Raw genomic sequence first — 14,305 nt, 5'->3', positions numbered from 1 at the left:
ATGGTAATATCCTTCTGTTGCTAATACACTCCTATCTCTTAAAAAGGTTTCAATTTACGCTTTAATTTATCAAGATTTTTTAAAATCGTGAGAAATTGACACTCATTCCTTGCAATTTACGAAAAATTGCGGTATACTATCTTTATAAGCGGCGGCACGTCTTCTCAGAGAAGCGCACGCACGCTTTCATCAGTGAAAACAGGAGGGATTCCTGTTTCTTTTTATGTATAGGAAAGGATGTGAAGAGATGGACCTCGGTCCCAGTCGATTATCCGACAAAGGAAAAATACAAAAGGGCCGGGAGAATTCCCGCATCCGTTGACGCCTTGCTGGCTGTGAAGCAGGGCGGTTGATGCTCTGCGGTTTCGCCCGGCCCGAAAGGGAGGCAAAACATGGCTGCAAAAGAAGTATTAGAACTCATCGACGAGAAAAAATTTCACGAGGCCCGCGCCATTCTCGAAGAGATGAATCCGGTGGATATCGCATCGGTATTTGAGGAATTGGACGCAGAGGAAATGGTGAAGCTGTTCCGAATCCTGCCCAAGGAGACGGCCGCTGAGGCTTTCGCCTACATGACGCCGGAAGTCCAGCAGAACGTCATCACCGCTCTAACCGATAAAGAGCTGCGGGCAGTTCTGGACACCCTGTTTATGGATGACACCATCGACATGATCGAAGAAATGCCGGCAAATGTGGTCAAGCGGGTACTCAAGGTATCCGACAACGAGACGAGGGGCACCATCAATATGCTCCTGCGCTATGACGAAGACAGCGCTGGCAGCATCATGACCACTGAGTTTATCGACTTGAAGCAGGATATGACGGTCAAAGAGGCGTTTGAGCGCATCCGTGCCATCGGCGTGGACAAGGAGACCATCTACACCTGCTATGTGACGAATCATAACCGGGTGCTGGAGGGTGTCGTCACTGTCAAGGAACTGCTTTTGAGCGATTACGATAAGCGCATCGGGGATATTATGGAGGAAAACGTCCTGTTTGCCCGCACTTCCGACGACAAGGAGCACATTGCTGGAATGTTCCGGAAATACGACCTGCTGTCATTGCCAGTGGTCGATAACGAACAGCGCCTCGTCGGCATCATCACCATCGACGACGCAGTGGACGTCATGCAGGAGGAAAATACCGAGGACTTTGAAAAAATGGCGGCGCTGTCCCCATCTGAGGACACCTATCTAAAAACGCCGTCCTTTGTCCACGCAAAAAAACGGCTGGGCTGGCTTTTGATCCTCATGATTTCCGCCACCATCACCGGCGGCATCATCTCCCATTACGAGGAGGCCTTCGACGCCATTCCGCTATTGGTTTCCTTTATTCCTATGCTCATGGACACCGGCGGAAACTGCGGTGCCCAGAGCTCCACTCTCATCATCCGCGGTATGGCTCTTGGAGAAATCCGCCTGCGGGACGTATTTCGGGTGCTGTTTAAGGAATTCAAGGTTTCGCTGATGGTGGGCGCCGCGCTTGCGGTGCTCAACACCATCTGGATTTATATTCGTTACCATTCCATGCCCATTGCGCTGACCGTGGGAGTGAGTCTGCTTTGCACAGTTTGTATCTCCAAAGCCATCGGGTGCATGCTGCCCATGGTTGCGAAAAAGGTAAAGCTCGACCCAGCCATCATGGCCGCCCCTCTGATTACCACCATCGTCGACGCCTGTTCGATTTTTGTTTATTTCAACGTGGCGCTGGCGCTGCTGAAAATTTGAACATAAAAAAAGAACCTGTTAATAGCTGACAGGTTCTTTTTTATGAGCAGGAAAACTGTATTTATGATTCTTCCCGTAAACGGCTGAGCTGCTTCAAAATATCCTTATTTTTCCAGTAACAGGCCTGATACAGTGTCTGCATTGCCTGATATCGGTTTGTGTTCTCGGCAATCGGATGCTGGACTTGAGCTTTTGGAAGCAATTTTGCCGCTTCGGAGAGGGAAGGGGACAGCCCCGCAGCCGTCATAGCCAGCATACCTGCTCCCATGAGGCTTGCTTCAGCCTGATGGGAGCAGCAGAGTGTGCTTCCCAAGACGTCGGAGATGATACATCGGATTTGCCTCTCAGTTTTTACCTGACGTTTACTTTACTTCTATCGAGCGGCTTTCCAGTTTTTTAGGCTCTTCTTTGGGCAGTTCCAGCTCCAGAATGCCATTGTTGTACTGAGCAGAAATGCCGTCGGCCTTTATTCCGGTGATGTCAAAGCTTCTCGCAAAGAAGCCGTAGCGCCGTTCTTTGCGGACGAAGTTTTTCTTTTCGTCCTTTTCTTCTTTTTCTTCGTTGTGTTGAGCGCGGATGTTCAGATTGCTTCCGTCGATGCTGATATTAATGTCTTCTTTTTGAAATCCAGGAAGTTCCGCCTGGAGGACGTATTTATCGTCTTTTTCCACAATATCGGTGCGAAACGCGGAAACTTCTTTTCCGAAGCCATCGAAGAAGCTCTTTTCAAAACGGTCAAAATAGTCGAACAAATCATGCTGTTTACGGTCAAACGGAATCAGATCAAACATACAAATACCTCCTTATAAACATTATGTGTGTTTTCGTTTACTGGGAACAAAGATAGCGTTTATCCTTTGTCCGCCTTCTTTCCTTTCCTTTTGAACAACGCCCTGTTGTGAACATTGTCCTCAGGGAAAATGGTTTGTTGTTGAAGTTCTTTTCTCTTTCAACAACTATAGTATACTTTGGAATTATTAAAAAACAACAGTTCTTTTGTAACTAAATTTTGAAATATTAGCACTCTCAATATAAGAGTGCTAATATTTCAAATAAAAGAACCGATGACACTCTCATCGGTTCTTTTTAGAAAAAATTGTATTTAGGGAACAAACTTATTCTTTGGGTCACTTCGGCAGAGCTTGTTTTCGTACATATTCCGGTCCGCGGCATCGATACAATCTTCGATACTTTCACCGGCCCGCCATTGATGGCAGCCCAATGAGAAATCAATTTTGACAGGGGCTGTGCGATTGTAAGAATTTATTTCCTCATTCATCTGACACAAAATATTTCGGAATTTGCTTTCACTCATGTTGTCAAGCAGGGCGATGAACTCGTCGCCCCCAAAGCGGAAAACCTTGCCGTATGGTCCCAAATGACGCTGAAGCAGATGGGCGGTACTGCGGATGAACTCGTCGCCTGCCTGATGTCCCAATCGGTCGTTGACGCTTTTTAAGTTGTTCATATCCACATAGACGCAGATACATTTTTTGTATTTCTGGGGATTTAGACGGATATTTTCCAGCTCATTGCTGTAGGAAGTCCGATTTTGCAGGCCGGTGAGCCCATCCTGATAAGCGAGGGACTTATAGACAGCCGACTTAGTGCTGTCCCGGAAAGCTTCAGTGATGTCGTGGATACAGACAACCGCCTGGATAATCAGAAAGATAAATACGCCTAAAAAGATAAAAGCGGTGTTTCGCTGATGGGGGACGATGGGGAAGTAGTGAAGAAAGCTGTCTATTGCCATTCCGACAGCGATAGGAACGGTTCCCATCAGCATAATGGTTTTTTGGGGAAACTCTTTTTTCGGCGTCCTGATAAGGGTGTAGATGCTGAACAGAATGGCAGCTCCGTAGATCACATGGGTAGCCAGAAGCGCTTGCCGCAGATCCAACACCTTGGTAAAATGCAGTATTGTCTGTATGGCGACGTTCAAAAACGCCGCACCGATAATCAGTTGATAGACCCTGCGGTATTTGAGCAGGACTTTGTGCATGAAAAAGAACAGCAGTGGGATTGGGACGGAGGCAAAGATGATAAAATTAATGAGATACCCAGGATACGGATTATTTACCATGTAAAGGTCAAAAAGATTTTCAGAAAGGTTGTATATTCCGAAAATGACGGCAAACCAGCCGATAGATTGGGTGGATTTGCGGCTTTGACTGTTCATGAGGATACAGCTGGCGATCAGCAGGACGATTCCGATGAGCAGGGTGGAGACGACGATCAGGTTATGGGCCAAATCTTCAAAAAATGTGCGGCGAAGCACCGAAATGCCGTCTCCGAACACCACATCGGATAACTCGTATGTAAAACCGCCGTCCAGCGCCATCCAAAAATCAATCCTCAGTTCTTTTCCGTAACAGTTATGAGGAAGGGGAACCATTGTATAGGAGTTTCCTGGGGAGTAGGAGTAGGAGGGAACATCCTCGGGCAGGTAGCGGTAGATCTCCTTTCCATCCAGGGATACGGTAAAAAACATGTGGTTCATATTAATAAAGGCGTAAGGCGATTCATTATCCTCTGGGGTATAGTGCAGAGTAGTAGAAAGGGTCCATTTTCCGTTTCCTCGGTAAGTAATCTCGTGGGGGAGGGTAATGGTTTGCTGAAGGCCGCTGTCCGCCGTGGTCAAGGTCCAGTTGGATTCATAGTATTTTTTATTGTGGGAATTTGGCAGAGAATATCCTCTGCTGAGCAAAAGCGTTGCCAGTAAAAACAGGAGAAGGAACACAGCAATGATAATATTTTGTACGGCAGCCTTTTTCCGTTCACTCATATTGATGGTTCCATCCTTTCAAATAGCCGGCACTGGTGATTTTATCCTAAACTGTGACGCAAATATTACCTATAATGTTTAAGTATAACAAATGTCTGTCCAAAATGCAATCACATTATCTTTGGCGGCGCTGGCAGATAAACTTTAAGCCTGACTGTGGACTTCATAAAGCCCAGTGGAATGCCGACCACTAAGAGGCAAAAAAGAACCCTCTCTGTCGAGAAGGTTCTTTGCTATTGCACTAAATTTTGGTAATATCCACAAGCTCCACATCGTCGATGGTCTTGTCCATGGCCAGTACGTCTGCGATGGCGTTGGCCGTGTCGATGGAGGTGAGGCAGACGATGGACCGTTCCACCGCTTTTCGGCGGATTTTCACGCTGTCCCGGGCGGGCTGGCGGCCTTTTTCCGAGGTGGAGATGACGTAATCCACCTTGCCGCTGTCCAGAAGAGTCAGAACGTTGTTGTCGGGGTCCTCGCCGATCTTTTTCACCACGTTTGCGGCGATCATGTTGCGGTTTAATAGCTGTGCGGTGCCGCCGGTGGCGTAGATGGTAAAGCCCATCGACTCAAACTTGTCGGCTACTTCCAGCACTTCCTGCTTGTCGGCGTCCCTCACACTGATGAACACGCCGCCCGACTTCTTCATCTGGTTGCCGGAGGCGACGAGGCCCTTCAGCAGCGCCTCGTCGAACCGTTTGGCGATACCTAAGACCTCGCCGGTGGATTTCATCTCCGGCCCCAGGTGAGTATCCACGTTGACGAGCTTCGCGAAGCTGAACACCGGCACTTTGACGGCGATGTAGTCGGTTTCGGGGTACAGCCCGGTGCCGTAGCCCAGGTCTTTGAGGCGCTTGCCCAGAATGATGTCGGTGGCTAAAGCGACCATGGGAACGCCGGTGACTTTGCTGATATAGGGGACGGTTCTCGACGACCGGGGGTTAACCTCAATGACGTAAACCTCGTGGTTGTAGACCACGTATTGGATGTTGATGAGGCCCTTGACTTTGAGTTCTCTTGCCAGCCGGCCGGTGTACTCGATCAAAGTGCGGCGGACATGGTGAGAGAGGGTCTGGGCCGGGTAGACCGAGATGGAGTCGCCGGAGTGGACGCCCGCCCGCTCGATGTGTTCCATGATGCCGGGGATGAGGTAATCCTCCCCGTCGGAGATGGCGTCCACCTCCACTTCGGTGCCCATGAGATATTTGTCGATCAAAACGGGGTTTTCCAGCTCGTGGGCGGTGATGATGGTCATGTATTCCTCTACGTCCTTGTCGGAGTGGGCGATGATCATGTTCTGGCCGCCCAGCACGTAAGAGGGGCGGAGCAGGACGGGGTAGCCCAGCTCGTTTGCCGCCTTGAGGGCTTCCTCAGTGGTGAAGACGGTGTGGCCCTGGGGGCGGGGGATGCCGCAGCGTTCCAGCAGTTCGTCAAACCGCTCCCTGTCCTCCGCCTCGTCGATGCTGTCGGAAGAGGTGCCCAGGATGTTGACCCCCAGCTCGTCCAAAAATTTCGTCAGCTTAATGGCGGTCTGGCCGCCGAACTGGACGACTACGCCGTAAGGCTTTTCGGTTTCGATGAGGTTACGGACGTCCTCTTTGGTCAGGGGGTCGAAATAGAGCCGGTCTCCGGTGTCGAAGTCGGTGGAGACTGTTTCCGGGTTGTTGTTGGCGATGATGGCCTCATAGCCCGCTTTTTTCAGCGCCCAGACGCAGTGGACGCAGCAGTAGTCGAACTCGATGCCCTGGCCGATGCGGATGGGGCCGGAGCCGAATACGATAACCTTCTTTTTGCCGCTCTGCTGCTTCTCAATAAACTCTTTGGCCTCATTTTCCTCATCATAGGTGGAGTAGAAGTAAGGGGTTTTGGCCTCGAACTCGGCGGCACAGGTGTCGACCATCTTGTAGGCGGCGAAGCGGGGATTTTGGACTTTTTTGCCGGAGAGCCGCTCAATGGTGGCGTCCAGGTAGCCCCAGTTTTTCGCCTGAAGGTACAGCTCGTCGGTCAGCTCGCCTTTTTGGAGCGTTGCTTCCAGCTCTGTGAGGTTGAGCATCTTATAAAGGAACCACTCGTCGATCATGGTGATTTCGTGGATTTTATCGACGGAAACGCCCCGTTTCAGCGCCTCGTAGACCATGAAGATGCGGCGGTCGTCGACGATAGAGAGGGAATCTTCCACCTCTTTGTCGGAAAGTTCCGTAAATTCCGGCAGGGTCAGGGTGTCAAGGCCCAATTCGATGCCGCGGACGGCCTTCATGATGCCCTGCTCGAAGGAGGTGCCGATGCTCATGACTTCGCCGGTGGCCTTCATCTGGGTGCCCAGGGTGCGCTTGGCGTAAACGAACTTGTCGAAGGGCCATTTCGGGAATTTGACGACTAAGTAGTCGATGGCCGGCTCAAAGCAGGCATAGGTGGTGCCGGTGACGGCGTTGACGATTTCGTCCAGGGTGTAGCCGATGGCGATTTTCGTCGCAACCTTGGCGATGGGGTAGCCGGTGGCCTTGGAGGCCAGCGCCGACGAACGGGAAACCCGGGGGTTGACTTCAATCACGGCGTATTCCATGCTCTCGGGGTAAAGGGCGAACTGGCAGTTGCAGCCGCCTTCCACCTTCAGTTCGGAAACGATGTTGATGGCAGCCGTGCGGAGCATCTGGTACTCTTTGTTGGACAAAGTGACAGCCGGGGCGACGACGATGGAGTCGCCGGTGTGGACGCCGACGGGGTCGAAGTTTTCCATGGAGCAGACGGTGATGCAGTTGTCGTTGGAGTCCCGGATGACCTCAAACTCGATTTCCTTCCAGCCGGAGATGCACTTTTCGACGAGAATCTGGGTGATGGGGGAGAGGCGCAGGCCGTTTCGGGCGATGTCCCGCAGTTCCTCCTCATTATTTGCGATGCCGCCGCCGGTGCCGCCCAAAGTAAAGGCCGGGCGGACGATGACGGGGTAGTCGATGACCGAGGCAAACTCCACCGCGTCGTCGACAGTGGTGACGACTTTCGACGGAATGCAAGGCTCGCCGATGGCCTCCATGGTGTCCTTAAAGGTCTGGCGGTCCTCCGCTTTGTCGATGGTTTCGGGGTCGGCGCCCAAAAGCTTCACGCCGTTTGCGGCTAAGAATCCCTCTTTGGCAAGCTGCATGGACAGGGTCAAACCGGTCTGGCCGCCCAAGGTGGACAGCACGCTGTCCGGCTTTTCGATTTTGATGATCCGTTTGATCACGTCTAAAGTCAGCGGCTCGATATAGATTTTATCCGCCATGGCCTTGTCGGTCATGATGGTGGCGGGATTGGAGTTGACGAGGACGACTTCCAGGCCCTCTTCCTTGAGGGCGCGGCAGGCCTGTGTGCCTGCGTAGTCGAACTCGGCGGCCTGTCCGATGACGATGGGTCCGGAACCGATGACGAGAACTTTTTTAATATCGCTTCTCAGTGGCATAAAAGTTACTTCCTTTCTGGAAACTGCATTGCTTTTTGTTGAATGAAGAGGTATCCGTTTACCGGGCGGCCTGCCGCTTCACCATCTCGACAAATTCGTCGTAGAGAAAAGCGGTGTCCTGGTCGGAGCCGTCGCCCTGGGGCCTGAACTGGACCGAAAGGGCGGGGATGTCTTTATAAGTGAGCCCTTCACAGGACTTGTCGTTGGCGTTTTTGTAACGGATATTGGCCACATCCTCATCCACCGTTTCTTCGTTGACTACATAGCCGTGGTTCTGAGAAGTGATGTAGGTTTTTCCAGTCAGCGTATCGATGACCGGCTGGGAAGCGCCCCGGTGCCCGTGGAGCATCCGGCGGCATTTCATGTCGTTGGCGAGGGCCAGCATTTGGTGCCCTAATCCGATGCCCATCATGGGGATGCCGTCGTCAATCAGTTCTTCGATGGTTTTCAGCACGTCCTTGTCCTCGGCAGGGTCGCCGGGGCCTTCCGACAGGATGATGCCGTCCACTTTGTTTTCGAGGATGGTGGAGGCGGGCTGGTTGGGATTGAAGATCACCGTGTCGCATTCCCGGTCCAGCATTTCCTCTTTCAGATAGTCGCAGCAGCCCAGGTTGAGGATGCCGATACGCAGTTCTGCCTTGGGACCCAGCTGCGAGGTCTCGTTCAAAAGGGGAGTTTCTTCTGTCACCGATTGAACGGCGTTTTTGACGGTGTATTTGGCGATTTTCTTCAGGGTGTTCGCCTTGTCTCTGATCGCCTCGGTAGTGATGAGGCCGTTCATGGTGCCTTTTTCCCGGAGGATTTTGGTCAAATGCCGGGTGTCGATGCCGTAAAGACCGATGACCCCCTGTTCCCGCAGGAATTTATCGATGTCGCCCTCACAGCGGAAATTGGACGGGGTGTCGCACCATTCCCTCACAATGTATCCGTGGAGGAAACAGCGGTCGGCGCTCATATCCTCGGAGTTCACGCCGTAGTTTCCGATGAGGGGGAAGGTTTGGGTCAGAATCTGCCCGTAGTAGGTGGGGTCGGAGAGGGCTTCCTGATAGCCCGCCATGGAGGTGGAGAAAATCACCTCGCCGATGGAGGAGCCGGTGGCCCCGAAGCTTTTTCCTTCAAAGAGGGTGCCGTCCTGAAGTAAAAGCCATGCTTTTCTTTCTGTCGTAATCATGCTGTTCCCTCCAAAATCAAAGATTTACGTATTGTAAAATGTCGTCCCGCATCCGTATGGCTTCCCGGCGGGCGGCGGCGGCGTAGTCCCGCTCGTCGCAGCCCTCTTTCTGGTAAGCGCAGATGATGCCCCGAGAGGAGTTGATAATGGCGCCCAGGCCATTTTTATCGAAGCCGCCTGCCACGTCTCTCGCTCCGCCGCCCTGTGCGCCGTAGCCGGGCACCAGGAAGAAGGTATGGGGCATTTTTGCCCGCAGCTCCAATAGCTGTTCCGGGTAAGTGGCCCCTACGACAGCGCCGACGCCGCTGTAGCCGTACTTGCCGGGGAGCTCTGCGCCCCACTGCTCGCACATTTGGCCCATGACTTCATAAACGGCCTCTGCGCCGATTTTTTTGTCCTGAAGTTCGCCGGAGGAAGGGTTGGAGGTTTTCACCAGCACGAAAATTCCCTTGTCCCGCTCTTTGCAGATGTTTAGGAGGGGAGTGATGCCGTCGCTCCCCAGGTAGCCGTTGACGGTCAAAGCGTCCCCATCGAAGGGGGCGACTTCCTTTCCGCCGATGTTCACCGTACCCAGGTGGGCGGCGGCGTAGGCCTCCATGGTAGTGCCGATGTCGTTTCGTTTGCCGTCAGTGATGACATACATGCCCTTTTCATGGGCGTAGTCGATGGTTTCCTTGAGGGCTTTCATCCCGGCCCAGCCGTAGAGCTCGTAATAAGCGGCCTGGGGCTTGATGGCGGGAACCACGTCGCAAAGGGCGTCGATGAGGCCCTTGTTGTACTCCAAAACGGCCATGGCGGCGCCGTAGAGCGGGTCTTCAAATTCCGCGAGAAAGCTTTCTCGGATGTACTCGGGAACGTAGGAAAATTTGGGATCCAGTCCCGCTACGGTGGGATTTCTCAGCTCTTTAATGCGGCTTATCAGCAAATCAAATGACATGGTGACTCCTCCTGTATCATAATTCTATTTTGTACGGTTTAAATGCCTTTCCGGTAGGTGATCTGTCCATTGCAGACGGTGCAGAGGACCTTTCCCTTGAGGGTCGCTCCTTTAAACACCGAGTTTTTCGACTTGGAGTGGAGTTTTTCCGGTTCCACTGTCCATTCTTTGTCCAGGTCGGCGATGACCAGGTCGGCAATGCCGTCGATTTCCACCTTGCCGCCGGGAATGCCGAGAAGCTTCGCCGGGTTGACGCTCATGAGCTCGACTAAACGGGGGAGCCCAATTTTTCCGGTGTGGAGCAGGTAGGTGCAGCAGGCGGCGAAACTGGTTTCCAGTCCCACCACCCCGTTGGGTGCTTTTTCGAAATCGGCCTTTTCTTCGGCCGCGTGGGGGGCGTGGTCGGTGACGATGCAGTCGATGGTGCCGTCCACGATGCCTTCCATCACTTCCTTTAAGTCATCAGGCTCCCGCAGAGGCGGGTTCATCCGGTAGTCGGCGTCTTTTTTATAGAGCTCGGTGTGGTCGTAGACAAAGTAGTGGGGGCAGGTCTCGCAGGTGACTTTGACGCCCCGGCGTTTGGCGTCCCGGATGATGGAGACGGAGCCTTTGGTGCTCACGTGGGCGATGTGGATGGGGACGTTTTCCGCCTCAGCCAAGGAAATCTCCCGGGCGGTGATGCTGTCCTCGGAGGCCCGGTTCATCCCTTTGACTCCCAGTTCTTTTGACACCTTTCCTTTGTGGATGATGCCTCCGTCGATGATGTCTAAATCCTCACAGTGGGAGATGGGGAGGAGCCTATTTTTCTTTGCAAGCTTCATCCCTTCCATCATGGTTTTGGCGTTTTTAACGGGCCGTCCGTCGTCGGAGACGGCCACGGCGCCTGCTTCCCGGAGGGCTTTCATGTCGGTCAGCGCGCCGCCGTTCATCCCTTTCGTGATGCAGGCCACCGGGTAGACCCGTGCTTTGGCCTTTTTCGCCTTGTCGAGAATGTACCGTACCGTTTCCGGCGTATCCACAGCGGGATCGGTGTTGGGCATGCAGGCAACCGCCGTCACGCCGCCGGCCGCCGCCGCTTCACAGCCTGAGAGGATGTCCTCCTTGTGGGTAAAACCAGGGTCTCTAAGGTGAACGTGCATGTCGATGAAGCCGGGGAGAACGACTTTTCCTTCGGCGTCGATGATCTCACAGTTAGCCGAGATGTTTTCGTTCATTTCGGTGATGCGTCCGTTTTCAATAAGAATGTCGCAGATGGTGTCCAGATTGTTTTGAGGGCTGATGATATGTCCATTTTTAATGAGAAGCATATTTCTGTACTCCTTTTGTTATTGGGGGGATAGTCAGCTAACCATTGCTGCACAGGATTATCCTAAGATGATGACTTTATCCTCGCCGTCCCGTTCTTTGACCAAAACTTTGACCTGTTCTTCTCTGGAGGTGGGGAGATTTTTGCCGATGAAATCCGCCCGAATGGGCAGCTCCCGGTGTCCCCGGTCGACGAGTACCGCCAGCTGGATCCGCTCGGGGCGGCCCCTTGCCATCAGCGCGTCGATAGCGGCACGGACGGTGCGCCCGGTGTAGATGACATCGTCGACGAGCACCACCTTTTTGCCATTTATGTCAAAGGGCAGTTCCGATTGGTCGGGACAGGCTCCGCCGTCAGGCCGGTCGTCCCGGAAGCGGGTGATGTCGAGAAGTCCTACCGGCACCTCTCTGTCCTCTACCGATTTGATTTTGTCGGCGATGCGCCGTGCAAGCTGTCCGCCCCGGCTGAGAATCCCGATGAGGCAGAGGTTATCCACCCCTTTGTTCCGCTCGATGATCTCAAAGGAGATGCGGGCGATGGCGCGGCCCATGGCCTTTTCATCCAAGATGAGGGCTTTTTGTTCCATAACAACGTTCCTTTCTGGGAATTGGGTCACTCTGCGCCTTTGGGGGCGGCAGCGAAAAAATCAACATAACAACAAAAAACCAAACTGTCGGTATCCTGACAGTTTGGTTGCTTCCTTGCAATTCCCTTAAATAAATGCAGTTATTCCGCATCCTTTGGGCATTCTATTCAGCAGACCGCCTTGTCAGCCTCACGGGACCAACTTAAAGGTTGTCGAATTTTGCTTCTTCTATTTTACTGCATTTAAGAGCAGTTGTAAACCCTTTTTTTGATTTACGGGAAATTTTTCTACTCTTGTCAAATTTTGTTCCGGGGCTTTCATTCTTTTTGTGTTTATGCTAAAATAAATGCAGTAGAGTTATATTTATTGCCAAAGAAACGCTTTCAGGAATTTTTTCTCAATTTTGCCGCCAAGTGGGCAAAACCGGACTTCTTGCATCGTAATAAATATGGAAAAATATCCAGTAAGGCACCAAACTAATCACTTTCGGGCGAAAAGCCCTTTTCGATAGAAAGGACGTGTTCTTTCATGAGTGACATCAGCGAAAACTTTATCGCGGGAATCGCCCCCGGCGGCCTCAAGGAAGTCTATGAGGTAAAAATTCTCATCTGCTTTCTGCTTCATTCGGTAGAGACGCCGCTATCAAGCCACAACATCAGCGAAATTTTCAGTGAGGATGATGCGGTGGATTATTTCACTTTCGCCACTGCTTTGAATGAACTGAAATCGTCAGGACATCTAAATGTCCGGCAGGTGGGTGGAGAAGAGCGCTATACCCTCACCGACTTGGGAGTGGAAACTGCTGTGAATCTCAAGCAGGCGCTACCTTCTTCCCTGCGGGAAAAAGTGGTCAAGCGGGGCATGAAGCTCCTTTCAAAAATCCGTCGGGACAACGAGGTGAGCACCAAAATCGTCCCTCACCAAAACGGCTACCATGTGATTTGCTCCATCCACGAAGGGGAGCTGGAATATCTGAATTTATCCCTGTACGCTCCCGACGGCGGTACGGCGGAAATCATCGCAAGAAATTTTTATCAAAACGCCACAGGCATCTATCAGGGCCTTCTCGATAAGCTGGTGGAGTAGAAAAACTGTTTTATGTAGTAAAATCCCCGTCTATTTGTCGTACAGGCGGGGATTTTTTGTTAAAGGAATTTCTATTCTGAAAGTGGAGAAAGCGCCCTGGGCAAAAGCCGGGTCCCAGCATTTATTGTAGAACAAAGTAAAATTGAAATTTATTTTAGAATATTTATAATTTATTTTGCCGATTAAGTGGACAAAAATGCCAAATTGTGATAAAATTAGTTTACATTACAGTTTGATAAAATCTGGAGGTGTAGGGTTTCAGCGCTATGGATCATTACCGTCTTGAAGAAGCAAAAGAATACAAAGAGCGTTTGAGCATCGCTTTGAAAGCGGCAAAAATCTGTGTGTTTGAGGTGGATTTGACTCGCCAGCTGTACACTTTTTTTGAAAACGCCGAGGATATTTTCGGAGTGTCGGGCGAAGTCATTTTAAACGATGTAAGATCGTACAGCAAATTGGCACCTGCCGATTATCAAAAAGCGGTTTCAGAATACTTTTCTCACCCGGACGATGAAAAGACAATCGACAAAGCGTTTCAGTCGATTTTCAGCGGGCAATCGACAACCTATGAGGCGCGGATGAGGGCAGGCGGCTCTGATTACCTGTGGTGCAAGGTTGACGTGACGCCTGTTATAGAGAATCAGGTGCCGGTGAAGATGATCGGCGTCATAACCGACATTTCCAATTTGAAAAGCAGGACTGACCAGCTCGAAAACGAGATAAAGCACGATAACTTTACAGGGCTTTACAACAAAAAGTACACCATTGAGCTGATTGAGAATGTACTTAAAAAATATCCGGAGCAAAAAAATGCTCTCGTCCTGCTGGATATCGACCATTTTAAAAATTTTAACGACACCTATGGACATGCTCTGGGAGACGAGGCCATCCAACTGGTCGCCGGCACCCTGAAACGGTCTTTCCGGAGAACCGATGTGGTGGGGCGGTTTGGCGGCGATGAGTTTATTGTTTTTATCACAAACATTCCCAATGGGAAATGGCTAGCGGACAAGCTCCGTGGACTGCTGCGCTTTGAAAGCGGCCGGATCAGCTACACCGCCAGCATAGGAGCTGCGATTTTTCCGGAAGACGCGGACAATTTTAACTCGCTGTTTTTAAAGGCGGATGAAGCTCTTTACCAGGCCAAACTGCAAAGGGAAACCTACGCCTTTTTCTCGGATTTAACCCTCAAAGGATAACTGGGCGGCAGCCCTTACAAGAATTTAAAAGTGCGAAAACAAACGAGAGTTTTGTTTTCGCACTTTTTGTTT

11 protein-coding genes are annotated in these 14,305 nt (G+C 51.5%); 3 read left to right on the top strand and 8 right to left on the bottom strand.

Translation table 11 applies throughout. The annotated features are described in order from the left end of the window. Positions 1–392 precede the first annotated feature (392 nt). A complete protein-coding gene (gene mgtE, locus H8710_RS05470) occupies positions 393–1,727 on the top strand; it encodes a magnesium transporter (RefSeq protein ID WP_249294408.1) in 1,335 nt (444 codons plus the stop codon). A 61-nt stretch (positions 1,728–1,788) separates the two neighbouring features. Here the strand turns inward: mgtE and H8710_RS05465 are convergent, their stop codons facing one another. The 8 genes from H8710_RS05465 to pyrR all read right to left on the bottom strand — a co-directional run bounded on the left by H8710_RS05465 (position 1,789) and on the right by pyrR (position 11,948). Then, positions 1,789–1,995 (bottom strand): hypothetical protein, encoded by a 207-nt coding sequence (locus tag H8710_RS05465; protein ID WP_249294407.1) that lies wholly within the window; start codon positions 1,993–1,995, stop codon positions 1,789–1,791. 94 nt (positions 1,996–2,089) lie between these two features. After that, entirely contained in the window at positions 2,090–2,518 is a 429-nt protein-coding gene (locus H8710_RS05460; RefSeq protein WP_249294406.1) for an Hsp20/alpha crystallin family protein, read from the bottom strand. A 311-nt stretch (positions 2,519–2,829) separates the two neighbouring features. Further along, positions 2,830–4,512 (bottom strand): GGDEF domain-containing protein, encoded by a 1,683-nt coding sequence (locus H8710_RS05455; protein ID WP_249294405.1) that lies wholly within the window; start codon positions 4,510–4,512, stop codon positions 2,830–2,832. Between the two features lie 241 nt (positions 4,513–4,753). Beyond that, positions 4,754–7,948 carry a carbamoyl-phosphate synthase large subunit gene (carB, locus tag H8710_RS05450; protein ID WP_249294404.1) on the bottom strand — a complete coding sequence of 1,065 codons (3,195 nt, stop codon included), beginning with the start codon at positions 7,946–7,948 and terminating at the stop codon, positions 4,754–4,756. Between the two features lie 58 nt (positions 7,949–8,006). After that, a complete protein-coding gene (locus H8710_RS05445; RefSeq protein WP_249294403.1) occupies positions 8,007–9,119 on the bottom strand; it encodes a carbamoyl phosphate synthase small subunit in 1,113 nt (370 codons plus the stop codon). A gap of 16 nt (positions 9,120–9,135) precedes the next feature. After that, positions 9,136–10,056, bottom strand: coding sequence for an orotidine-5'-phosphate decarboxylase (gene pyrF, locus H8710_RS05440; protein ID WP_249294402.1), 921 nt, complete (start codon positions 10,054–10,056; stop codon positions 9,136–9,138). A gap of 38 nt (positions 10,057–10,094) precedes the next feature. Next, positions 10,095–11,363 carry a dihydroorotase gene (locus H8710_RS05435; RefSeq protein ID WP_249294401.1) on the bottom strand — a complete coding sequence of 423 codons (1,269 nt, stop codon included), beginning with the start codon at positions 11,361–11,363 and terminating at the stop codon, positions 10,095–10,097. A 57-nt stretch (positions 11,364–11,420) separates the two neighbouring features. Continuing rightward, positions 11,421–11,948 carry a bifunctional pyr operon transcriptional regulator/uracil phosphoribosyltransferase PyrR gene (gene pyrR / locus H8710_RS05430; RefSeq protein ID WP_249294400.1) on the bottom strand — a complete coding sequence of 176 codons (528 nt, stop codon included), beginning with the start codon at positions 11,946–11,948 and terminating at the stop codon, positions 11,421–11,423. 528 nt (positions 11,949–12,476) lie between these two features. Between pyrR and H8710_RS05425 the strand changes: the two genes are divergently transcribed. Both H8710_RS05425 and H8710_RS05420 read left to right on the top strand, forming a co-directional pair. Next, positions 12,477–13,034, top strand: a complete 558-nt coding sequence (locus tag H8710_RS05425; RefSeq protein ID WP_249294399.1) for a DUF4364 family protein — start codon at positions 12,477–12,479, stop codon at positions 13,032–13,034. Positions 13,035–13,300: 266 nt separating this feature from the next. Next, positions 13,301–14,233, top strand: a complete 933-nt coding sequence (locus tag H8710_RS05420) for a sensor domain-containing diguanylate cyclase (RefSeq protein WP_249294398.1) — start codon at positions 13,301–13,303, stop codon at positions 14,231–14,233. Positions 14,234–14,305: the final 72 nt, after the last annotated feature.

Origin of the sequence: Fumia xinanensis (assembly GCF_014384905.1) — a bacterium.
GTDB lineage: Bacteria > Bacillota > Clostridia > Oscillospirales > Ruminococcaceae > Fumia > Fumia xinanensis.
Note: the sequence above shows the minus strand (reverse complement) of the source record. Positions and strands in the feature narration are given on the sequence as shown.